This window comes from Flavivirga rizhaonensis (assembly GCF_004791695.1).
In the GTDB taxonomy this organism is placed as follows: domain Bacteria; phylum Bacteroidota; class Bacteroidia; order Flavobacteriales; family Flavobacteriaceae; genus Flavivirga; species Flavivirga rizhaonensis.
In genome coordinates, this window is sequence record NZ_SRSO01000011.1 from 1 (window position 1) to 23804 (window position 23804).

At 33.2% G+C, this 23804-nt stretch carries 17 protein-coding genes and 1 pseudogene; 5 read left to right on the forward strand and 13 right to left on the reverse strand.

The features are described from left to right. Positions 1-106: 106 nt before the first annotated feature. From EM932_RS09415 to EM932_RS09465, 11 genes are all read right to left on the reverse strand, one after another. A complete protein-coding gene (locus EM932_RS09415; protein WP_135876938.1) occupies positions 107-895 on the reverse strand; it encodes a GMC family oxidoreductase N-terminal domain-containing protein in 789 nt (262 codons plus the stop codon). A 718-nt stretch (positions 896-1613) separates the two neighbouring features. Then, a complete protein-coding gene (locus EM932_RS09420; RefSeq protein WP_135876939.1) occupies positions 1614-2315 on the reverse strand; it encodes a sulfite exporter TauE/SafE family protein in 702 nt (233 codons plus the stop codon). A gap of 2 nt (positions 2316-2317) precedes the next feature. Beyond that, positions 2318-2764 (reverse strand): FixH family protein, encoded by a 447-nt coding sequence (locus tag EM932_RS09425; protein WP_135876940.1) that lies wholly within the window; start codon positions 2762-2764, stop codon positions 2318-2320. Positions 2765-2795: 31 nt separating this feature from the next. Next, entirely contained in the window at positions 2796-3587 is a 792-nt protein-coding gene (locus EM932_RS09430) for an N-acetyltransferase (protein ID WP_135876941.1), read from the reverse strand. A gap of 12 nt (positions 3588-3599) precedes the next feature. Next, complete coding sequence (ccoG, locus tag EM932_RS09435; protein WP_135876942.1) at positions 3600-5024, reverse strand: cytochrome c oxidase accessory protein CcoG; 1425 nt, start codon at positions 5022-5024, stop codon at positions 3600-3602. A 16-nt stretch (positions 5025-5040) separates the two neighbouring features. After that, complete coding sequence (locus EM932_RS09440) at positions 5041-5460, reverse strand: DUF3788 family protein (protein WP_170179765.1); 420 nt, start codon at positions 5458-5460, stop codon at positions 5041-5043. Between the two features lie 176 nt (positions 5461-5636). Then, positions 5637-6578 carry a cbb3-type cytochrome c oxidase N-terminal domain-containing protein gene (locus EM932_RS09445; RefSeq protein WP_135876944.1) on the reverse strand — a complete coding sequence of 314 codons (942 nt, stop codon included), beginning with the start codon at positions 6576-6578 and terminating at the stop codon, positions 5637-5639. Positions 6579-6663: 85 nt separating this feature from the next. Next, on the reverse strand, positions 6664-6849 hold the full coding sequence (locus EM932_RS09450) for a CcoQ/FixQ family Cbb3-type cytochrome c oxidase assembly chaperone (protein WP_135876945.1): 186 nt from the start codon (positions 6847-6849) through the stop codon (positions 6664-6666). Between the two features lie 19 nt (positions 6850-6868). Next, on the reverse strand, positions 6869-9061 hold the full coding sequence (gene ccoN, locus EM932_RS09455; RefSeq protein ID WP_135876946.1) for a cytochrome-c oxidase, cbb3-type subunit I: 2193 nt from the start codon (positions 9059-9061) through the stop codon (positions 6869-6871). A 97-nt stretch (positions 9062-9158) separates the two neighbouring features. Further along, a complete protein-coding gene (ccoS, locus tag EM932_RS09460; protein WP_135876947.1) occupies positions 9159-9344 on the reverse strand; it encodes a cbb3-type cytochrome oxidase assembly protein CcoS in 186 nt (61 codons plus the stop codon). A gap of 284 nt (positions 9345-9628) precedes the next feature. Continuing rightward, positions 9629-12004, reverse strand: coding sequence for a heavy metal translocating P-type ATPase (locus tag EM932_RS09465; protein ID WP_135876948.1), 2376 nt, complete (start codon positions 12002-12004; stop codon positions 9629-9631). 107 nt (positions 12005-12111) lie between these two features. On the opposite strand from EM932_RS09465, the gene EM932_RS09470 reads away from it, so the two are divergent. After that, on the forward strand, positions 12112-12789 hold the full coding sequence (locus tag EM932_RS09470) for a Crp/Fnr family transcriptional regulator (protein WP_135876949.1): 678 nt from the start codon (positions 12112-12114) through the stop codon (positions 12787-12789). Between the two features lie 410 nt (positions 12790-13199). Here EM932_RS09470 and EM932_RS09475 read toward each other — a convergent pair whose 3' ends face one another. Together EM932_RS09475 and EM932_RS09480 are read right to left on the reverse strand one after the other, a co-directional pair. Then, positions 13200-15146: a S9 family peptidase gene (locus tag EM932_RS09475; RefSeq protein ID WP_135876950.1), complete on the reverse strand. Its 1947-nt coding sequence runs from the start codon at positions 15144-15146 to the stop codon at positions 13200-13202. Positions 15147-15149: 3 nt separating this feature from the next. Next, positions 15150-18343, reverse strand: a pseudogene (locus EM932_RS09480) (VPS10 domain-containing protein). 107 nt (positions 18344-18450) lie between these two features. Between EM932_RS09480 and EM932_RS09485 the strand changes: the two are divergent. The 4 genes from EM932_RS09485 to EM932_RS09500 all read left to right on the forward strand — a co-directional run bounded on the left by EM932_RS09485 (position 18451) and on the right by EM932_RS09500 (position 23327). Further along, a complete protein-coding gene (locus EM932_RS09485; protein WP_135876951.1) occupies positions 18451-19581 on the forward strand; it encodes a vWA domain-containing protein in 1131 nt (376 codons plus the stop codon). Positions 19582-19675: 94 nt separating this feature from the next. Further along, a complete protein-coding gene (locus EM932_RS09490; protein ID WP_135876952.1) occupies positions 19676-20035 on the forward strand; it encodes an endonuclease domain-containing protein in 360 nt (119 codons plus the stop codon). Between the two features lie 361 nt (positions 20036-20396). Beyond that, positions 20397-21863: a magnesium chelatase gene (locus tag EM932_RS09495; RefSeq protein WP_135876953.1), complete on the forward strand. Its 1467-nt coding sequence runs from the start codon at positions 20397-20399 to the stop codon at positions 21861-21863. A 69-nt stretch (positions 21864-21932) separates the two neighbouring features. Then, entirely contained in the window at positions 21933-23327 is a 1395-nt protein-coding gene (locus EM932_RS09500; RefSeq protein WP_246040995.1) for a glycosyl hydrolase family 8, read from the forward strand. Positions 23328-23804: the final 477 nt, after the last annotated feature.

Sequence of the window (23804 nt, forward strand, 5' to 3'; positions counted from 1 at the left end):
ATATTTGGAACACCATCGAAGACCTGATGATGGTAATGGAGCAAATTTCATAATTGAGAAATAGCTATTCAGGTGACTTTAAGTCACCAGCCCAAACCTATGGACTTTAAGTCCATAGTGGTTTAGTTGCCAAATCCAACAACACAGATGGGGTGGAAAATTTAGCAAAATCTAACCCTTCTTGAATACCAGAACCTGCAGCTAATGGAGCAGCCATACTTCGAGTTGCTGAAGGTATCTTGTCTAAGTTTGAAGCTAACATATTTTGCATAGCTTTTTGCATGATACCATAAACAGGTCGTTGCTCTGCTATATGGTTTAATACTTCTGGCTCTAGATCATCATCAATTTGATCTGCTGGTATGACATTTAATAATTTTTCTGCTGATTCAAAATGCGAACGGGCTGCATCAATTGTCTCTTGCGGCCAATAAGCCATTTCTTTTTCAGTTGGTCTTGGACACCATGCGCTCCACATAATACTACGTCCTCCAAAAAAAGGAACCATACCATGTTGGAATTGGATATTTCCTGGAGGTTGATTAGCGGTTTTTGAAGATAGTGTCCATGGAAAAGTTTCTGAAAGCCCTCCTAAGGTATGTTGATAAGGCAGCGGTAGATTTTGAAAATGTTCAGGTAAGAAAAAAGGACCTCTTTCCAGAATTAGTATTTTAGAAAAAGGCTCCTTACTCAATATTCTTTCAGCAAAAGCTAATGAGCAAAAACCGCTACCAATAACAATATAATCAAACGTATCCTGCTCTCTTGTATTTTTCCATTCTGTTTCAGAAAGGAAATAGATATGGTCCATCACTTTTTGAGGTGTAGGTGTTTGCGGGCCTGGTGTTGGATAACCATTTGCAAAATTCGGACTCGAAGAAAAGGTTTTACTCATGTTTTTAATTTTTAATTTCCTACTCGTATGGCTTTTCAGTGACGCCTCGTTTATTTAGTGGTTTCTGGTCTCCACGATTTTATCATTTAATTTTTTGATTGCTATTGTGTAGTTTTTAGTTTCAATTATGAGCAAGTTGTATTGGGTATCACCATAAATCTGCAAGTGCATACCAAGCTAAAAATTTCGAGAGCGTATTATAATAGGGATTATGCCAATTCTCATTTGAAATAACCGTAATAAAACACCCTTTTTCGCCTTCTACTTCAATAGAAAAAGAAACCGTAACTTAGGCTATGCTTTATTTTTATATTTTATATAAAGCAAAAAATCATTATTTTATTTTACAGTAATTCCAAACAAGAAATGGTATTAGAAACGATTACTTTATACTATCATTTTCTTATGAGATTGTGGGTTCTCATTGAAAACCAAAAGTCAAAGTCTAATGAAGTAAAGTTCTTTTCATAAGTAAATTTTAATTGTATCAAAAATGTATAAAGAACGTACGATTTAATTTTTGTATATTTTTACTTACGAATGTAGGAAATTTAAACTTAAGTTTAAAATTATATTTTTATGAGGAACAACCAATGACTTCCTAAAATAACCATTCTTTATCCTTTTAAAATAGTAAATTCTTTAAAAGCCTGTTCTTTTTTGTTTAAAAAGCATCTTAAGAAATCCCGACGGAGTAAACAGCATTATCCCTTAAGGTTTAATGACATTCAATGGCACTAGAAACATTATCTATAACGGGGGCTGGTGATATATAAGGTATACCAAGGCCTAAGCCTCGAATAATAAAAAGTAGTCCTATAAAAATGACAAAAACAGGAATTGCTTTTTGTATTTTTTGTCTAGCGGTTCCTTTTAAAAAGTTACTAAAATAAATAGCAGTGGTCATTAGGGGGATTGTGCCTAAACCAAAAACAGCCATATATAGGCTACCTTTAAATGTATCTCCTCCAGCAATAGCTCCAAATAATGCCATATAAACTAGTCCGCAAGGTAAAAAACCATTTAAGAAACCAATGGTTAAAAAGGTATCTGCAGTTTTCTTTTTTAAAGCACTCCCCAAAGCAGATTTTACTTTAGATATTAGTTTATATATAGGTTTTGAAACATTGTACTTGTTAAATATTTTTTGTGGAATCAAGACAATTAATATCATTAAAAGACCAGTTATAATGGAGAGTTGTTGTTGGAATCCAAAAATATACAAACTCTTTCCAATAAGTCCAAAGACCAACCCAATCATACTATAGGCTAGTAGTCTGCCAACATGATAAACAGTAATCTGAGATACTTTTTTATAAGCATTTGTTCGGTCTAAAGGAAGCATAAAGGCAATGGGACCACACATCCCCAGACAGTGGAAACTCCCTAAAAGCCCTAATACAAATGCAGAAATTAACATGTTTAATAATTGATAGATTCTTTAAATAAATAAGATTTTCCGTTATATTGCCAATCTATTTTAATGTTCCAACGACCATCTACCAAACGATTGTCAGGTATGAGCAAAGTGGGTTTAGATAATGAAATAGTAGTTTCAAAATCTAAGTGTTTGTTAGATGGTCTATATAGGAACACATTTCCAGTAATTTTTTTAAAATCAATATTATTTGGGAAACTAATTATAAGTCCCTCAACTGATTTTTTATATGTAATATTTTCGTTTAAATGTTTGGCATTTTTTAATTTATCAATGTCTTTTTGATATTCTAATTCTTCTGCATAATAATCTTCTGTCACTAAATCATAATCGTAAGCATCGTCCACATTCATTGTAATAATGAAATACATAATAAAACTTATAAAGCCTATGAATGCTATAACTATTCCTGTTCCCCAGTTTATTTTCATGATTTCTTATTTTTATCATTCTGAATCTGTTTCAGAATTTCATTTTTTTTAGTGTTAAAGCTTTTTCCATTACTTTATCATATCTTGAATCCATACAAACACTAATGTCTGTAGTTATAAATTTACCATTATAAAACAGACTAAAAATTGTCGCTGGACTTGGTGCATTTTGTGCCTCTTCTAAAGATTCTAACTTAATTAGTTTAAGTGGTAAATTTCTGTTTTTTGTCGTTTCTACTAAAGAATTTTTTGAATGAAACTCAGCAAAAGGACATCGATTTGAATAATAAACAACAACCCCATTTTTTTCAGAACATTCTCCACTTTTAACAGATTCATTAAAAGCAGGAGATGTTGCTTTTTGGTTTAATTTTTTTGCCAAAAGGCTAAAACCACTTGAAATTCTTTCCACTTCTTTAAAATCTTGATTAAGAAACCATTTTGTGTCACTCATAAAGTGAAATTTTTTAGTTCCAACAACGGTTACTAAACCATCTATACCTTGACTCTTTGCATCTTCAATAGCAGTTTCCAATAATACTTTCCCATAGCCATTACGCTTATATTTTCCGGACACCCAAAAGCAATTAATGTTTATATAGTTTTCAGCTTTAATAGGAATCCATGCATTTTCTGCTGGTCCATATTCTATAAATACTTTTGCTCTTTCATCAATTCTACGAAAAACATATCCGTTATTAAATTCTTTAGTTAACCAATCTTTTTTAGCCTGATAGCTGTCAATACATTTCTTATCGGATATGGCACAACAAATGTGTTCTTCTGAAATATTATCCGAATTTAGATTGATTAACTGTTTCATTTTAATATTAACTTACTTATAACTCCTTGGTCCTAAAAAATTGGCTGTTGTCGTCTCAATTAGTTTATCATTAGTGTATACGCCTATCTTTATTTTGTTTCTGTCGCCTGTTAAAGCAGCGTTATTAATTTCTATAAACAATGTGCCTTCTGTCATGCCCTGACTTGGTACAACAAAGCTATCATGTGTTGCGACTAGTTTTAATTCACCTTTGTGAGACATTAGTTTGAAGTAGACACTTTCAATATCTTTAGTCGTCTTATTAACTAACTTATAAGTGAAAACATTACTTATAATATTATTCTCTTTATGTTCGTATAATTGTCCTGGTAGTCTTAAAACATTGGCTTCAACATCATTTCTTAAAAAAAGCATACCAATTAGCAATCCAATCATTATGGAAAGAACAGCTATGTAGCCTTTCATTCTGACTGTTAATTTAAAAGGAGCCTTCTTTTCTATATTTTCTTCACTGGCATATCTAATTAACCCTTTTGGCAGATTAATATTCTCCATAATATGATCACATTCGTCAATACATGCAGTACAGTTTACACATTCCAGTTGCGTTCCATTTCTAATATCAATTCCTGTAGGACATACATTAACACATTGAAAACAATCAATACAATCACCATGTCCTAAAGCCTGTCTGTCTTCATTTTTTCTAAATTTCTTTCTACCGTTTTTAGCTTCGCCACGTTTGTGATCGTAAGCAACAACAATAGATTTTGTATCTAAAAGCGCACCTTGCAATCTTCCGTAAGGGCAAGCTATAATACACACTTGTTCTCTGAACCATGCAAAAACAAAATAAAATACTGCCGTAAAAATGATTAATGAAATAAGCGTACTTACATGACTAAAAGGACCTTCTGTTATATATTGAATGAGTTTATCACTTCCAATTAAATAGGCTAAAAACACATTAGCAATAATGAAAGAGATGATAAGAAATATGAATAATTTTAATCCCTTTTTTCTAATTTTTTCTGCGCTCCAAGGTTGTTTTGACAAACGAATTTGTTTTCCTCTATCGCCCTCAATCCAATATTCAATTCTACGAAAAACCATTTCCATGAAAATGGTTTGTGGACAAATCCATCCACAGAATATACGACCAAAAGCTACGGTAAAGAGTGTGATGAAAATAACACCAATAATCATTGAAACGACAAACAAATGAAAGTCTTGTGGCCAAAACGGGAATCCAAAAATATTAAAACGACGCTCTAATACATTGAACATTAAAAACTGGTTCCCATCTATTTTTATAAAAGGAGAAAGTAATAAAAAAGCAAGTAACCCATAACTTACCCATTTACGGTATTTATAAAATTTTCCGCTGGGTTTTTTTGGAAATACCCAGGCACGTTTACCTTCTTCGGTAATAGTGCCAATAGAATCTCTGAATATTTCGTTATCTGGGGTTTCCACTTTTGCTGCTTTTGTCTTAATTAACTAGTTTTATTTTAATCATTTTCAATATATTTTCGAGATCATTCTTAGTTTGTACCTCTAGCTGAATGGTTCTACCTTCCATATATTTTTTTGCGTCATACAAATTTTTCTTTATCGAATCTGGTAAGTCACTATTAAATATCAAATCAGTGGCTTTATCTCCAAATGTAAATGCTATTCGAAAATATTTATCACATGGAACAACAAATAGTACATTGCGATTTTTGGTAAACATTTTTAGAATCCAACCAGATTTCTTGTTATAAAATTTCCATTCAGGTCTAAAATTCCCGTAATTATTCTCTATGAAAGCACTTATTTTATCTAAATATATCTTTGTGCTAGCCAAATCATAAATTAGCATTTTATCATTAGGTTCAACCAACTTGTCATTGTAAATACTAGCAGACATATTTCTATACTTTAAAACAAGAGTTATATTTCTTTTTTTTATTGAGATTCTATTCAGTAGTTGCTTCAGGATTTTCATCTACTCATATATCATCTTCTGGTGCTTTTGGGTTTGTCGGCGTAGTGGGTTTTTAGACCTGTCAGGTTTTTAAAACCTGACAGGTCTTCCAACTTAGTTTAGTTTAGTTTAGTTTGTGTTGAATCTGTTATAATTTCCTGAATCGTTTCCGTTGATACTTCTACATTTTCATCCACCCAAATGTCGCCTTCTGGAGCTTTTGGGTTTGCTGGTGTTGTGCCTTGTAATGTTAAAACATAACTTGATACTTGTGCAATTTGTAAAGGCTTTAATTGTTGTTTCCATGCAATCATACCTTTACCAGAACGCCCACCTTCAGAAACGGTTTTAAAAACATTTTTAATACCACCACCTAAAATCCAGTTCGGATCTGTTAAGTTTGGACCAATACCACCGCCACCATCTGCCATATGACAAGCAACACAGGTGGTTTCAAAAATGTCTTTACCAGCTTTTAAATCGGCAGCTTCAGTAAGAACTGTAACAGTATTTATATCTACTAAATCTTTAGCAGTTTTTTTGTAAGCTTCAATAGCAGTTCTTGCTTCGGCTAATTCTGTTTCTAATTCATCAATTTGAGTATCTCCATTAAAAACGTGATATTTCAATAGATAAACGGCTGCAAAAACAATAGAGATATAAAAACCATATAGCCACCAAGGCGGAAGATTGTTATCCAGCTCTTTGATACCATCGTAATTGTGGTCTAAAATAATTTCACCTTCTTCTTCAAGAGGTTTTTGCCCAAGAAGTTTTGTGTAGGTGTTTTTTAACCAAGTAAATTGATATTGCTTTTCTTTTTCTTCTAAAAACCTTGCTTTGGCTTCTTCGTCTAATCTATGAAGCATCACATTTTCTAAAGCACCAACTATGGCTTCAATAGCGATTAAGATAAGAAGTACTAGCAATAAGAATAATGAAACGGTAGGGTATTCTATAAATGCAGGTTTATCTCCTGAATCTATAAAGAACTCAACAGCTCCGAAAATAATAAAGAATACTACAGGAACTCGTATCCAAGATGGGATTAATTTTTTCATTTGATGGTTTTTTTATTGTTTTTTAATGGACAAATGTAACCTCCGGTTCTATTCAGTTGTAAATTCATATTTTGAATAGCCGGTTTCATGATATATCATCGTTTTGGTTGTCTAATGGAATATTACTTACGGTTTTTATATAGTCTTTTTTAGCGGTAACGACCCACCAAAAAAGGGCTACGAAAAAGATGAAAAAGATGAGCAAAGAAATCATCGGATAAATCTCGATGCCTATAATACTCTCCATATGGTTTTTTACAAATTTTAACATGCTTGTTAGTTTTTGATGGTTATTGTTGTGCTGTTTCTACTTTAATATCGGTTCCTAAACGTTGTAGATAGGCTATAAGAGCTACAATTTCTCTATTTTTCATTTCGATAAAGTCTTCGCCATTATCGGAAGCATATTTCTTATCGGCTTCATAAGTTTTGGCAAAATCAGGATCTGTATAAAGATTTTGTTCTATTTGTGCACCCTGTGCTAGCATATCTTTCTGAGCATTGGTGATGTCTTCTTCTGTATAAGGAACTCCTAATGATACCATAGCTTCCATTTTAGCTTCTGTCATCGATTTATCCAATTTACTGCTGCTACCAGTTATCAACCAAGGATAACGAGGCATAATGGAGCCAGATGATGTACTTTGCGGATCGTACATATGGTTAAAGTGCCAATTATCTGAATATTTACCACCTATTCTATGTAAGTCTGGCCCAGTACGTTTACTTCCCCAAAGGAAAGGATGATCGTAAACAAATTCCCCTGCTTTTGAGTATTCGCCATAGCGTTCTACTTCACTTCTAAAAGGTCGAATCATTTGTGAATGACAACCCACACAACCCTCACGGATATAAATATCACGTCCTTCTAATTCTAAAGGTGTATATGGTTTTACACTGGCTATGGTTGGAATATTAGATTTTACCATAATGGTTGGTACAATTTGAATAATACCACCAATTAGAATAGCAACAGTCGCTAAAAGTGTTAATTGGACAGGTCTGCGTTCTAACCAAGTGTGCCATCCTTCATTAGCAGTACGTCTTTTAGTAACACGTTCTAGAGCTGGTGCTTCAGCTAACTCATTTTCAACTTTGCTACCTTGTCTAATAGTTACAATAACATTGTAAACCATAATTAACATACCTGTAAGGAATAGTGCTCCTCCAATAGCACGCATCCAATACATAGGCATTATTTCTGTTACGGTTTCTAAGAAGTTACCATAAACTAAAGTACCGTCTGGATTGAATTGTTTCCACATACTTGCTTGTGTAAATCCAGCAACATATAATGGTAAAGCATACATGATGATACCAAGTGTACCAATCCAAAAATGTAGATTGGCTAATCCGATTGAGAATAGTTTTGTTTTAAAAAGCCTAGGCACTAACCAGTATATCATACCAAAGGTTAGGAAACCGTTCCATGCTAGAGCACCTACGTGTACGTGTGCAATAATCCAATCCGTAAAGTGGGCAATCGCATTAACGTTTTTAAGTGATAGGGTAGGTCCTTCAAAGGTTGCCATACCATAACCAGTAATGGCTATTACCATAAATTTTAAAACAGGGTCTGTACGTACTTTGTCCCAAGCACCTCTAAGCGTTAAAAGCCCATTTATCATACCACCCCAAGATGGCATTAATAACATGACTGAAAATGCCACACCTAAGTTTTGTGCCCATTCTGGTAACGCTGTATATAATAGGTGATGAGGCCCTGCCCAGATGTATATAAAGATTAATGACCAAAAATGAACAATAGATAATCTATATGAATATACAGGTCGGTTAGCCGCTTTAGGTATAAAATAATACATGAGTCCTAAAAATGGTGTGGTTAAAAAGAATGCTACAGCATTATGTCCATACCACCATTGTACCAAGGCATCTTGTACACCTGCATACACCGAGTAACTTTTTAAAGCACTAACCGGTAATTCTAAACTATTAAAAATGTGAAGTACAGCTACAGTAACAAAAGTTGCTATATAGAACCAGATAGCAACATATAAATGGCGCTGTCTTCTTTTTAGAATTGTACCAATTAAATTCCATCCAAAAACAACCCAAATAAGTGCAATGGCAATATCAAACGGCCATTCCAATTCGGCATATTCTTTAGATGTTGTGTAACCTAAAGGCAATGTGATTGCTGCACCTACTATAATAAGTTGCCAACCCCAAAAGTTGATTTTACTTAAGGTGTCATTAAACATTCTAGCTTTTAACAGACGTTGTGTAGAATAATAAACTCCTGCAAAAATAGCATTACCAACAAAAGCAAAAATTACGGCATTGGTATGCAAAGGTCTTAATCTACCAAAACTAAGCCATGAAATACCATCGGTAAGATTAGGAAATAAAAACATAAATGCCAGTAGTAAGCCTACCAACATGCCCACAACGCCCCAAAGCATCGTGGCGTATATGAAATTTTTAACGATCTTATTATCGTAATGAAATTGCTGCATTTTCATAAGTTATTGTTTAATTGATTTTCATATATCTTATGCAATCGCCAAGTTGAGATAGTTTTTTTACCAGTTTTTGTGGTAGCGATTTCATAACTATAGTTTAATCCTTTTTGGTTAGTATTGTTTTATTGGAATTGTCTTTAACGAGTTCGTCTTCAAATAACATTCTTACAGAAGGTGTATAACTATCATCATACTGTCCTTTTTTTACAGCTACAATAAAGGCTATAAAGAAACCAACAGCTACAATAATGCTTATAGCTAATAAAATATAAATAACACTCATACCTACTTGAAGTTATGGTTCAAAATTACTGTCATACTTATTGTTAAAAAATGACATTTGTCATGTTTCATGTTCTTTATTATGTGTTTTGGAACCCTCTGAGTTTTTCTTTTGAAAAACTCACATCCCTTTTTAAAGGGAGAAACAAGTCCCATTTATATTTCTCAACACATCTCTTTTTATTTTTCAGTACATCTCCGCGAAAACTCAGTGAGCCTCTGCGTAACAATTTTTTTAATTCATTATTCTGAAAACATAACTATTTGTGTATTCTCTGCTAATTTTTATTTCAATTTCCTACCCACCATATTCGTTGCAACAGTTGTAAACACGACAATGCTAATGGAACTAAGTGGCATTAGTATAGCGGCTACAACAGGTGCTAACTGACCGGTTACGGCAAAATAAAGTCCAATACTATTGTATATGAATGAGAGTAAAAAACTCCATTTAATAATGTTTATAGCAGATTTGGATATTTTTATATAATTAAATAATTGGTTGAATTTTGAGGCATCTAAAATAGCATCACAGGCTGGAGAAAAGACATTCACATTTTCTGAAATAGCTATACCAACATTACTTTGTGCTAATGCGCCAGCATCGTTTAATCCATCACCGACCATGAGTACATTAGCGCCTTCATTTTGATGGTATTTGATGTATTCTAATTTGTCTTCTGGTTTCTGATTGAAAAGTAACTTCGTTTTAGTAGGAAGTAGCTTTGTTAGATTATCTCTTTCGCCGGCATTATCACCAGAAAGAATCACCAGATCATATTCTTTTTTAAGGGTATTAAATAATTGAGAAATTCCTTTTCTGTAGGCATTGTAGAATGTAAACTTACCCTTGTATTTATTATTTGTGCTTACGTGAACTGTGGTGTTCAATGTTGAAGTATCACTTCTATGACCAACAAAAGAGGCAGACCCTAATTTTATATTATGATTTTTGTGTTTTGCCTCGATCCCTTTTCCTGAAAATTCTTCATAGGTGTCTAAAGTGAGAATATCATGCTTGTTTAAGATGTTATATAAGGATCTGCTTAATGGATGGTTAGATCCTCGTAATGTGCTCTTTAATAGGGTTTCTTCATCTAAAGAAAGTTTAGAACCTTCATAATTTATAGCCGTTTCTTTATTAGCAGTTATAGTACCAGTTTTATCAAAAATGATAGTGTTTATTTTTGCCAATTGCTCAATGACACTGGCATTTTTTAAATAGAATTTTTTCTTTCCTAGAATTCGTAATATGTTTCCAAAAGTGAAAGGAGCCGATAGGGCAATGGCACACGGACATGCAATGATTAATACCGAAGTAAACACATTTAACGCTTTACTGGAGTCTGTCAATAACCAAAATGAAGTGGCTATTAATGCGATTAATAAAATGACAATTGTGAAGCGTTTACTAATACTATTGGTAATATTTGTAAACGATAGTTCTTTATCTTTTTTAAATACATCGTTACTCCAAAGCTGTGTTAGATAACTTTGCTCAACGGATTTTAATACATCAACTTCAATACTACCGTCTAACTGTTTGCCTCCTGCAAATAATTTATCGCCTGATTGTTTTGATACTGTTTTAGATTCACCTGTTACAAAGCTATAATCTATACGTGCGGTTCCTTTTATTAAAATACAGTCTACAGGAATGAGTTCCTCGTTTCTAATGAGTAATCGGTCACCTTTTTCGATATCATAGACTTGTATAGATTCTTCAGTACCTTCAGAGGTTATTTTTGTAATTCCGATAGGAAAGTACGATTTGTAATCGCGTTCAAAAGATAAAAAAGCATATGTTTTTTGTTGGAAAAACTTACCTAGCAATAAAAAAAAGATGAGCCCTGTTAAACTATCAAAAAAGCCAGAACCTGTATCGAAAATGATTTCAGCAGAACTTCTCACAAACAATACTAAAACGCCTAAGGCAATAGGAACATCAATATTTAAAATTTTAGATCGAAGCCCCTTAAATGCAGAAATAAAATAATCTTGAGCTGAATAAAAAACAACAGGAAGCGAAAAGAAAAACATGAGCCATCTAAATAGCTGCTTGTATTTTTCTATCCAAAAACCGTCTACTTGAAAATATTCAGGAAACGATAAAAACATGACATTTCCAAAAGCAAAGCCAGCAATTCCTAATTTATATATTAAGGATCTATCCACATGTTTTTTACCAACACTATAATCGTCTAAACTTATAAAGGGTTCGTAACCAATGCTACTTAATAATATTACGAGGTTTTTTAATGTAAGTGATTTGCTATTAAAAGTGACTCGTACATTTTTTTTACCAAAATTGACAATGGAGGTACTTATAGATAAATTTAGTTTGTTTAAGTTTTCTAAAATCCAAATACAGGAGCTACAATGAATATGTGGAATATATAGCGTAACTATTTGGGTGTTGTCGTTATTAAACTCCAGTAATTGTTCTACAATTTTTACATTATCTAAAAAATTGTATTTGCCTTCAACATCTTTGGGAGTTGCTCCAGGAGCTTGTTGTAAATCGTAGTAACAGGTTAAATCGTTTACAGAAAAAATTTCATAAACAGTTTTACAACCATTACAACAAAATGACTTATCGTCGAATACAATTGTAGAGGATGTAGCATCTAACCCACAATGAAAACATGTGTCGTTGCCCATTTTTATTTGCTCATTTATACCTAATGCAAAGGTTGTGACTTAATGATTATTTTAATATGATAATTGTCATGTTTTCTTTACTTTTACATACTTAGTTATTAATTATTATGGGCAAGTGCGAACAATGTATCATTAAACAGTTTAATTCTCTTAAGTCTTTGACTAAAGATGAGTTAGTGCGTATTTCTAATTGTAAAACCTCTCACACTATAAAAAAGGGGACTGTCATTTTTGAAGAAGGGGATGCTATAAATGGCGTTTATTGTATTAAAGATGGCATTTGTAAACTTTCTAAATTAAGTGAAAACGGTAAAGATCAAATAGTGAAAATGGTTGTTAAAGGCCAATTATTGGGGCAGCGTTCTCTTGTAAGTGACGAGAATTCAAATTTACAGGCAACAGCTTTAAATGATATGGAGGTTTGTTTTATTCCTAAAAGTGAAATCATTGCAGATCTTCAAAAGAACCCAAAATTTTCATTTGATATATTGAAAGATATGGCACATGATTTAAAGGAAGCCGATGATATTATAGTTAATATGGCTCAAAAATCAGTGAGGCAACGATTAGCAGAAGCTTTAATATATATCCACAATAGTTTTGGTGTTAATCCGGATGGTACACTTAGTGTTTTGTTATCTCGTGAAGATTTTGCCAATATAGTTGGTACTGCCACTGAATCGGCGATACGGGTTTTATCTCAATTTAAAAAAGAAGGTCTTATTTCTACTATTGGTAAGCAGATAAAGATTGAAAGTATAGAAGGTTTAAAACGTATTGAATAATTATTTATAAAGTTATACAAAAGAAGCTGTCTCAAAAGGTAAATAAAAATTTAATGCCTGGGAGCGCAATCGAAACCTCCTTATTTAACGAAGTATTTTAGTTCTCGACTGCGCTCGAACGGACAAAATTAGACTTTTCAGAGCGTTTTTATTTAACGTCAGTTCGATTTAATTTTTTTTATAAAAAATAATATTAAATCAATGATTTTCAAGTGTTTGTCATTTCGACAGAGCGAAGCATGAGTGACGAGAAATCTCATAAGGATGGGGTTCCTCCTCAATAGCTGCTACGCTATATACGTTCAAGTAAAATATATTTTACCCTCCGTAACGTTCGGAATGACATAGTTTCTTTATTAAAACAATTAAACAACTGATTGTTAAGTTTTAATATATCGAGCTCACGTTATTTAGCTTGCGTTTTCTACTTCTATTTCTTTTGCAGGAATTTCACCATCTATAGGAGCATTTTCTTTTTTAAGATAAGTGTCTAAAAATTTGAGAATGCTACTGTAAGCTTCAATTTGATTTTCTTTTTTCACAAAGCCATGACCTTCATCTTCGAATAAAACGTATTCTACAGGAATACCATTTTTACGAACACCAGCTACAATTTCATCAGATTCTACTTGTAAAACTCTAGGGTCTTTAGCACCTTGTAAAACAATCAAAGGTTTGGTTACTTTATCGGTATGGAATAGGGGAGATATTTTACGCAATCTTACTGAGTCTGCTGTATGCGGATTTCCCAATTCTTTGTAAAGAGCCTCTTTAAAAGATTCCCACCATGGCGGAATGCTTTTAAGTGTGCGTAGCCAGTTTGTAACCCCAAATATATTAACTCCTACAGCAAATTCCTCTGGCGTATAAGTCAATGCAGCCATCGTCATATATCCGCCATAAGACCCACCCATAATACCAATTTTACTAGTATCAATTTGTGGCTGTGAGGCTAACCAATTTTTACCTTCTACACAATCTTGTAAATCTTTTTCTCCATGATTGAGATCATCCATTTGGAAAAACGTTTTACCGTACCCACTACTTCCACGATTATTTACCGCTAGAACGGCATAACCATGATTAACAAGGTATTGTGTTAAAGAATTAAAATTTTGTCTGCTTTGCCCTCCAGGTCCACCATGCACTAAAACTAGGGCAGGAACTTTCTCTTCAGCCGATGCCTGATGTGGTAAATAATAAATCGCAGGAATTTCTACACCATCAAAAGACTTATATCTGATTACTTTAGCTGTTACTAAATGGTTGGCGTCAATGTCTTTATTGAGGACATCTGTAAGTTGATGTAGTTCTTTAGAGGCAAGGTTGTATGTGAATAAATTTGATGGACTATTGGAACCTCCAACATACATACGCATCATGGTTTCGTCTCTAGATATTCCCACACTGGTTATACTACCGTTTTGAAAATCGGGAAGCTCTAGGTTTTTGCCTGAAGCCATATCCATTATTTCTATGACGTTTTTAGCATCTTCGTTTATAAAGCTTACCATGTATTTTTCATTATGAGTAAAATAAATACCGCTTACATCCCAAGATTTTTCTAAAACTTTTTCCCTCTCACCTGTAGCAATATTATATTTCATAACATATGAAAACTCGGCGCCATCATCTGTCGTATAATAAAGTGTTTTGCTGTCTAAAGAGAAATCTTCAGCAGAATTACTACTTTGATTTTCGTTAACTTTAGTAAGCGATTTATCTGTTCTATTATAGATAAAAATATCACTATCGTTTGTGTTAATGGTTTTGCTTAGAGCCAAGAGATTTTTATCACTAGAAATAACATTAAAGCTATAGCCTTCATCATTTTGATAAATGAGTTCAGAAGACATGTTCTCAACGTTCATTTCATAAACATCCATATAACGCTTGTCTCTTTTATTAGAACCGTAAGTAAAGCTTTTTCCATCGTGAGACCACCCATAAAAAGAAGCTCTAGCGCCTTCATCTGGTGTTAGTTCTGTAATAGTGCCGTCAATGTCTCGTAAATATATATGATAAATTTCATCGCCATTACCATCGGCTCTATACAACATGCGCTCATCATTTGGAAAATAAGAAATGCCAAAAACAGATGAAGAATCTGATGCCGTTATAGGCGTAAAGTCACCACCACTAGATGGAACTGTGTACATGTTATAAATTCCAGATCGATTACTGGAAACTAATAATTTTGATTTGTCTGGAGAAAAACTTCCTCCACTTACAGCTTCATTATCCATGAACTGTTCAATCGTGTACTCTTTTAAATTAAGAGCGACTTCTTTTGTTTGTTTTTCTTTTTTACAAGAGATAAACAAAACCAAAAGGACTAAGGTTACCAGTTTATTCATAATTTAATTGATTTTAAATGATTTCACATCTTTGAAAGGAGAGAGTTTTATGTTTTCAATCGAATTTTTGTAGGTTTTCCAGTCTTCAATAAAAAAAGCATTTGTTTTATTAAGCCCAATTTTTAAAGCGTCTTTTGCATGTTTTATAAGTGTGGTTTCTGTTGTAGTTAATCCATTTTGTCTGGATCGAACATAACTATTTGCTGAATTAATACGCTGATTAATATTAACTTCCGGATTACGCGTTATACCTTGTCTTTTATCTTCTTTTCCTAAAAACAGATCAATAATATCGTCAATTTTTTTAGTAATATCTTTTGAAGCTTTTATTTGATCTTTATATAATTTTTCATCTAATTTTTTCAATTCAGATTGATATTTTTTAGCAATTTGTTTACTTTCTACTAGTTGTTTTACAGCATCAGCCATAGTTTGTATCATGCTTTCAATATCTTTTGAAGCATGATAGACCTCATTGATTGCGTTATCAGATTTATTTAAACGCGGATCACTCTTTACTGTAATCATTTCTTCTGAGGTTTGGTCTCCAAAAGTTAATACTATTTTATAAGTCCCAGGTTTTACTCTGGTGCCTCCTGGTTCATTTTTATTTTTATTAATTTTTCGAGAGGCCCTTTGTGGCCCTTTTTCATCCATGTACCAGGTCCATTTATGCAGCCCTGTTTCTTTAGGTGCTTTTCGTTTTAATGTTCTTATTAAACGCTCTCCATCATAAATTTTCATAGTTAGAGAATCCCACTTGACCTGAACTTGATTCAGGTTCTCATCAATTGTCTCATCCTCTTTTTCGCCATCTTCAACCTCGTTCTTCTTTTCATCAGACGACTCTTTTTTATCAATGGTTACGTAATAGGAAATTAATGCACCAGATTTTCTGTTTTTGCCATGATATATGGCATCTCCACCAAAGCGAGTTCCTGTTGGTTGTTGATAGGCTGCCAAGTATGCTGTAGAAGGTTGAAATAATTCTAGTTTTTGATCAAGGATTTTCTGGTTTTCAGCAATGGCCCGCAATGGACGTATATCGTCTAAAACCCATGCCGCACGACCAAAAGTTCCAATAATTAAATCATGTTCGCGAGGGTGGATAATTAAATCTTTTATAGGAACAGTAGGAAAGCCTTCCGTCCATTTTGTCCATATATTACCAGCATCAAGTGATATGTATAAACCATCATCTGTTCCTAAAAATAAAAGGTTTGGGTTTTCAATATCTTCTACAATTGATAATGTATAGCTTTTTACATCTTTATCATCTACAATGCGTTGCCACGTTTTTCCGTAGTTTTTAGTTCTGTAAGCGTAAGGGGTGTAGTTAAAGCGCCTGTAATCATTTGCTATTAAAAGCGCTTCACCTTTATTTTTATTGGATGCTTTTATTTGAGGAATCCAACTTCCAGAAGGTAAGTCCTTAATGTTTTTTGTAACATCTGTATACGTTTGTCCGCCATTTTGAGTAATATGCACACGACCATCATCTGTACCAATCCAAAGCATATCTTTTTCTAAAGGAGAAGGTTCAATAACTAAAATAGTACAGTGATTTTCTGCTCCAGTGGCATCTAAAGTTAGACCACCACTTTCGCTTTGTTTTTGTTTTTCGGGATCATTTGTTGTTAAATCTTCAGAGATAACGGTCCATGTTAAGCCTTTGTCGGTAGATTTATGAACAAATTGACTTCCAAAATACAAGGTACTGGAATCAAATTAAACCTAAGTTTTATTTCGGCATCAGGATGTGTCGGTTTTACAGTATAATTATTTCCGGTTTCAGAATCATATCTGCTTACATAACCTTGTTGACTCATAGACCAGCCAAAACGGGAATCCTCTTTGTCGGGAACTACATCAAAACCATCGCCAAAACTTATTTCCTGCCAGTAAGAATTTCTAATACCTTGCGAGCGCCATACATAAGCAGGACCTTTCCAGGATCCATTGTCTTGCATACCTCCATACACGTTATATGGTATGTCATTATCTACGTTAATATGATAAAATTGTGCTACAGGTAAGTTTCCAATGAATCGCCAGGTCTTACCACCATCTTTAGTGATATTTAATCCGCCATCATTACCATCTATCATAAAATTACCATTGGTAGGGTGTATCCACCAAGCATGATGATCTGGATGAATACCATTGTCTGCACCATAAGCAGGCATAAGCTGCGAGAAATTTTTTCCGCCGTCCTGACTAACGTTTACGTAAGTGTATATACTGAAAACACGATTTTCATTTTGAGGGTCTACGTAGATTTCAGAATAATAAAAAGGACGATTACCAATACCGCTTTTATCATTTACTTTTTTCCATTTAAATCCGCCGTCTTCACTTTTATATAACGCATTTTTTTTAGCTTCAACCAGCGCATAAATAATATTAGGTTTATTTGCAGCAATGGCAACACCTATACGCCCTAAGTTTCCTTTTGGTAAACCATCTTCATCAGTTAGTTTTTTCCAGGTTTCACCACCATCGTGCGTTATATGTAAACCAGAACCTTCACCACCAGAGTTGAAAAACCAAGGGTCACGTTTATGTTCCCACATCGCAGCAATGAGTTTATTAGGATTTGTAGGATCCATAACTAAATCTGCAGCTCCAGTTTTATTGTTAACAAACAATATTTTATTCCAGGTTTTGCCACCATCTGTTGTTTTATAAACCCCGCGTTCTGGATGCACGCCCCATGGCGAACCAATTGCAGCAACATAGACAGTATTAGGGCTCGTTGGATCTATAACGATACGATGTATATGGCGTGTCTCCTCTAAACCCATTGATTTCCAGTTTTTTCCGCCATCCAATGATTTGTATATACCATAGCCACCATTTAAACTATTTCTCGGATTACCTTCACCAGTTCCAGCCCAAATAACACTTGGATTAGATTGTTGAATGGCAATGGCTCCAATTGAAGCAGTAACTTCTTTATCGAAAATAGGTTGCCATTTAATGCCTCCCGACGTAGATTTCCATAAGCCACCCGAAGCGGTTCCTACATATATAATATCTGGATTAGAATTTACAACATCAATGGCTGTAACACGACCAGACATACCGCCAGGACCAATATTACGAGGTTGCATGCTTTTTAATAAATCCATTGATAATTCTTGGCTAAATAGAGGCGTTATTACTAGAAAAAGTAACAACAGAGGAAGTTTCTTCATTGTTTAAATTTTATTCGCTCTAAAATAGTGAAAACTTATCATAGCATTAATTAAATAAATGTTAATGCTTTTAACATATAACTTAATTGTAGTATTTTTATAAAGCTATGACAAATGATAAAAAATCAAGAAAAGGATTTGTATTTAAACGATATGAAACGCCTTATCGATCTCCTTTTGATAAAATTTTTGAAATCTTCAAAGAGCTTATTACATACACTTCGGGCGATTTTGATGAAGCTATTGACTGGTTAAGAGAATTAGATAAGGAGTATAAACTTACTACTAACGACTATTCTATCGATGATTTTATAGAAGACTTAAAAAAGAAAGGCTATATAAGAGAAGAAATAGATCCCGATGGTAATAACGGTGGTATGGCAATTACAGCAAAAACAGAACGTGCTATTCGTCAGCAAGCATTAGATCATATCTTTGGGAAGATTAAGCGTAGTGGACAAGGAAATCACAAAAGTAAGGGGATAGGAGCTGGAGATGAGCATACAGGAGATTTTAGAAATTATCAATTTGGTGATGCTTTAGATAAAGTATCTATGACCGAAAGTCTAAAAAATGCTCAGATTAATCATGGTATCGGAGATTTTAATTTATCTGAAGAAGATTTAGTAGTTGAAGAAACACTTCATAAATCACAAATGAGTACTGTGCTAATGATTGATATTAGCCACAGTATGATTCTTTATGGAGAAGATCGAATTACGCCTGCTAAAAGAGTCGCTATGGCATTGGCTGAATTGATTACGACACGTTATCCAAAAGACACTTTGGATATTTTAGTTTTTGGAAATGATGCGTGGCAGATAGAAATTAAAGATTTACCTTATTTAAATGTAGGACCATATCATACCAATACCGTTGCAGGTTTAGAACTCGCAATGGATTTACTCCGAAGAAAAAGAAATACTAATAAGCAAATTTTTATGATCACCGATGGAAAGCCAAGTTGCTTGCGTTTGCCAGATGGTGAGTATTACAAGAACAGTAATGGTTTAGATAAACATATTGTAAATAAATGTTATGCCATGGCACAACAAGCTAGACGTTTGCATATTCCTATTACAACATTTATGATTGCCCAAGACAATTATTTAATGCAATTTGTAAGAGAGTTTACTTATGCGAACCAAGGGAAAGCATTTTATACAGGATTGAAAGGATTGGGTGAAATGATTTTTGAAGATTACGAAACGAATAGAAAAAAACGTATTAAGGGGTAGTTAAAAATACAAATTGAACTTGTTCCTCACTTATTTTTTAAGGGAGGTGGATTCCGATTATTATCGGAATTCGGAGGGTTTAAAAGATATAATAATGAAACAAAAGATACATTCATTAAAACATTTAAAAGAAAAAAGATCAGAATTAAGGCAGTCTTTAACTCCAGCCGAAGCTTTTTTATGGAAACATTTAAAAGCAAGACAATTTGAGGGGAGAAGGTTTAATAGACAGCACAGCATAAAAAATTATATAGTTGATTTTTATTGTGCTAAAGAAAAATTAATAATAGAACTAGACGGTGAAGTTCATAATAATGAAATCGCTCAAGAAAAAGATAGAAAACGAACAAAAACTTTGGAAGAACTAGGGTATAATGTAATTAGGTTTGAAAATAAAATGGTGTTTGAAAATTTAGCATCTGTTTTTATGGAGATAAAAGCTAATTTTAAATAAAACTCCTCCTTCTTCCGATTTAAAAAATCGAAATTCATCTCCTCTTTAATTAAAGAGGAGAGTATTATAATTGAACTATAGAGTTGATAGGAAAAGCATATTAGATAGAGGCAGTTAAAAATACAAATTGAACTTCTTCCTCCCTTTCAAAAAGGGAGGTGGATTTTTCAAAGAAAATTAGGAAGGTTAAAAAACATGATACTAAAAACACACATATAAGTTTTAGTATTAAATAATAAGGATTGGAATAGAAATTAGATAAAATAATATAAAGGAAGTTAGAATATAGAACATAGAAAGTGGATATAGTAATTTAAGTCTATTTTCTATAATCTAAGATCTCATTTCTAAAAAAGAATGTATGAAAATAGAAAACATAAAAACACTAGGCGATTTAAAAAAAGCGGGGTATCAATCTAAATCTATTAAAGATGAATTGAGAGATAATCTAATTCAGAAAATAAAAAATAAAGAAACAACTTTTGAAGGAGTTCATGGTTATGAAAACACGGTAATTCCTGAGTTAGAACGTGCCATTTTATCACGTCATAATATTAATCTTTTAGGCTTAAGAGGACAGGCAAAAACACGTTTGGCTCGTTTAATGTTGAATTTATTGGACGAGTATATACCTTATGTTACAGGCTCTGAAATTAACGACGATCCGTTGCAACCAATTTCAAGATTTGCAATAGAATTGATAAAAGAAAAAGGAGATGATACACCGATTTCCTGGTTGCATAGAAGTGAACGTTTTGCAGAAAAATTGGCAACCCCAGATGTTACAGTAGCAGATATTATTGGTGATGTAGACCCTATTAAAGCTGCTAATTTAAAATTAAGTTATGCAGACGATAGAGTGATTCATTATGGGATGATACCTAGAGCAAATCGTTGTATTTTCGTAATTAACGAATTACCCGATTTACAGGCAAGAATTCAGGTAGCCCTATTCAATATTTTGCAAGAAGGAGATATTCAAATCAGAGGCTTTAAGCTACGTCTACCACTGGACATGCAATTTGTATTCACAGCTAACCCTGAAGATTATACTAACAGAGGAAGCATTGTAACGCCTTTAAAAGATAGAATAGGTTCTCAAATATTAACACATTACCCCGTAAATATTGAAACGGCTAGATTAATAACAGAACAAGAAGCTAAATTAGTGGAAGGGCAAAAACAAACCGTTTTAGTCCCAGATTTGGCCAGAGATTTATTAGAGCAAATTGTATTTGAAGCTCGCGAAAATGACTTTATTGATGCTAAAAGTGGCGTTAGTGCGCGATTGAGTATTACAGCCTTAGAGAACTTGCTAAGTACTGCCGAACGTAGAGCCCTGATATCGGGTGATAAAATCACGATGCTGCGCTTATCCGATTTTGTTGGTATTATTCCATCTATTACAGGAAAAGTGGAATTGGTTTACGAAGGTGAGCAGGAGGGAGCAGCTGTTGTTGCTTATAATTTAATAGGAGAAGCGGTTAAAAGTTTATTCAGCGAATTTTTTCCGAAGATTGAAAAGTTGAAAAAACAAGAAGATGAAAGCCCTTATGATGATATTGTATCTTGGTTTTTTAATCAGAAAAATGGTTTTGAGTTGTTAGATGATTTACGTGATAAAGAATATAGGAATTTATTAGATTCTATTATACCTTTAGATGATTTGTTAGGAGAATATCAACCTAATGTATCTAAACAAGACTGTTATTTTGTGAAAGAGTTTGTGCTTTGGGCATTAGTAGAATTTAAGCAGTTAAGTAAACAAAGATTTACTGAAGGCATTCAATTTAAAGACCCTTATGGGAGTTTTATAAGTGGGATTTAAAATAGAATTTATGACTCTATAAATCTATTTTATGGTTTAGTAACGTATATTCTAAACAAATACCTACTTATGAATAAACGTTATCCTACAATCGTTTACCTGTTACTTTTATTGATCAACTTTTCCAATGCTCAAATTTCCGAAGTGAATTTTTTGAATAGAGATTATGACTATGGCATACAGCCATCAAATATTCAAGCTAATGATTTATATGATGCCTATGTAGCATGGCGAAATGCTTTTGCAGTGCCATGTTCTAATGGAAGATATAGAATAAAATTTAGCACACCCACTGAAACAGTCTCAGAAGGAGTTGCATATGGTATGTTATTATCAGTTTATGCAAATGATAAAGAACTTTTTGATGGTCTATGGCTTTATTATCAAGATTTTTCAAATACCAATGGCGTTATGAATTGGAAAATTAATGGTTGTTCTAACGTTATTGGACAAAATGGTGCTACCGATGCAGAACTAGATGCAGCCATAGCCTTAATTGTTGCAGATAAACGTTGGGGGAACTCTGGTACTATAAATTATCAAGGTGATGCCCGGACTTTAATAAGTGCTATCAAAAATCATGAAGTAGAGGCTAACACGAATGTGTTAAAACCAGGGGATGCCTGGGGTGGAAGTGCTAATACAAATCCATCATACTTTGCAACAGGTTATTTTAGAGTATTTGGAGAATATACAAACGATATAATGTTTTGGAATGCCGTTGCCGATAAGTGTTATGATATTATTAATGCGAATTTGTCTAAAAATAATGCGATCCATAATTTAGTGTCAGATTGGTGCGAGGCAGATGGTGATTATTCTTCTATAGTCCCTTCGGCTCACGATCAAGGGAAATCATATTATTATGATGCAGCCAGAACACCATGGAGAATAGCGATAGATTATGTTTGGTATGGTAATTCTAAAGCATTAGATTATTCAGTATTATGTAATAATTTTGTTAACGCCATAGGTGGTTTTGATCAAATATATCCAGGGTATAATCAAGCTGGTGTAGCGATTAATATCAATTATAAAGATCCAGTGTTTACTGGTTCTTATGCTGTGGCAGGGATGTCTTCAAATACTCAAAGTTTTGTGAATAGTGGTTATACTGAATTAAAAGATCAATCTAAAAGTGATTATTTTAGTGCAACATTGAGGGCTATTTATATGTTCGCACTTTCGGGTAACACATACAATCCATTAGAAGAACCTGCTTTAGGTATTATTGAATTGGATGATATGCCTTTTGAAATATATCCTAACCCTGTTTCAGATCACTTATTTGTAAGTTTTAGAGTTCCAGAGCAGAGAACAATTAATCTGTTTTCAGTTAACGGAATTAAGTTGCTTGGTAAAACAGCTAATACTTCTGAAATAGAATTAGACATTTCTCACTTAAGTAGTGGCATTTATTTTTTAAATATAAATAAAGAAAGTTTTAAGATTGTTAAATTATAAATTTTCTAAATTAAGAACTCGTTTAAACTTTTTCTATTTCCTAAAAAATGGCCGAAATTTACCCATATTTTGTTACTTTTCTTATGCGTAGCTCTGCTATGCCTTGCAAAAAGTGCCTCATCTGAATAAATTTCATCTCATTTTCGGTTAAAAACAAAAAGTTTAAACGAGTTCTAATTCAACTTTTAATATTTTTAGCACATAGTTCAATAATTTGATCTATGCGTTTTTGTTTCTTCTCTTTTAGGTTTTATAAGTCTCCAAGCGCTTCTTGGTTGAATATTAAATTAACTCGACGTAAACTTTATTAAAAACTCTTATATAATCCAATGAAATACAACTGTTTGTCATGTCGACGGAGCAAAGCATGAGTGACGAGATGAGGCTGTCTAAAAAGTGTCATTCTGAATGGAATGAAGAATCTCTTTAAAATATATGACTCTGATTATGAGTGAAATAAGATTCTTCGCGTTGCTC

Excerpts from the sequence above, each read along its gene's own strand:
- EM932_RS09415 (WP_135876938.1), bottom strand. The coding sequence starts at position 895 with ATGAGTAAAACCTTTTCTTCGAGTCCGAATTTTGCAAATGGTTATCCA.
- EM932_RS09420 (WP_135876939.1), bottom strand. The coding sequence starts at position 2,315 with ATGTTAATTTCTGCATTTGTATTAGGGCTTTTAGGGAGTTTCCACTGT.
- EM932_RS09425 (WP_135876940.1), bottom strand. The coding sequence starts at position 2,764 with ATGAAAATAAACTGGGGAACAGGAATAGTTATAGCATTCATAGGCTTT.
- EM932_RS09430 (WP_135876941.1), bottom strand. The coding sequence starts at position 3,587 with ATGAAACAGTTAATCAATCTAAATTCGGATAATATTTCAGAAGAACAC.
- EM932_RS09440 (WP_170179765.1), bottom strand. The coding sequence starts at position 5,460 with ATGTCTGCTAGTATTTACAATGACAAGTTGGTTGAACCTAATGATAAA.
- EM932_RS09445 (WP_135876944.1), bottom strand. The coding sequence starts at position 6,578 with ATGAAAAAATTAATCCCATCTTGGATACGAGTTCCTGTAGTATTCTTT.
- EM932_RS09450 (WP_135876945.1), bottom strand. The coding sequence starts at position 6,849 with ATGTTAAAATTTGTAAAAAACCATATGGAGAGTATTATAGGCATCGAG.
- ccoN (WP_135876946.1), bottom strand. The coding sequence starts at position 9,061 with ATGAAAATGCAGCAATTTCATTACGATAATAAGATCGTTAAAAATTTC.
- ccoS (WP_135876947.1), bottom strand. The coding sequence starts at position 9,344 with ATGAGTGTTATTTATATTTTATTAGCTATAAGCATTATTGTAGCTGTT.
- EM932_RS09465 (WP_135876948.1), bottom strand. The coding sequence starts at position 12,004 with ATGGGCAACGACACATGTTTTCATTGTGGGTTAGATGCTACATCCTCT.
- EM932_RS09470 (WP_135876949.1), top strand. The coding sequence starts at position 12,112 with ATGGGCAAGTGCGAACAATGTATCATTAAACAGTTTAATTCTCTTAAG.
- EM932_RS09475 (WP_135876950.1), bottom strand. The coding sequence starts at position 15,146 with ATGAATAAACTGGTAACCTTAGTCCTTTTGGTTTTGTTTATCTCTTGT.
- EM932_RS09485 (WP_135876951.1), top strand. The coding sequence starts at position 18,451 with ATGACAAATGATAAAAAATCAAGAAAAGGATTTGTATTTAAACGATAT.
- EM932_RS09490 (WP_135876952.1), top strand. The coding sequence starts at position 19,676 with ATGAAACAAAAGATACATTCATTAAAACATTTAAAAGAAAAAAGATCA.
- EM932_RS09495 (WP_135876953.1), top strand. The coding sequence starts at position 20,397 with ATGAAAATAGAAAACATAAAAACACTAGGCGATTTAAAAAAAGCGGGG.
- EM932_RS09500 (WP_246040995.1), top strand. The coding sequence starts at position 21,933 with ATGAATAAACGTTATCCTACAATCGTTTACCTGTTACTTTTATTGATC.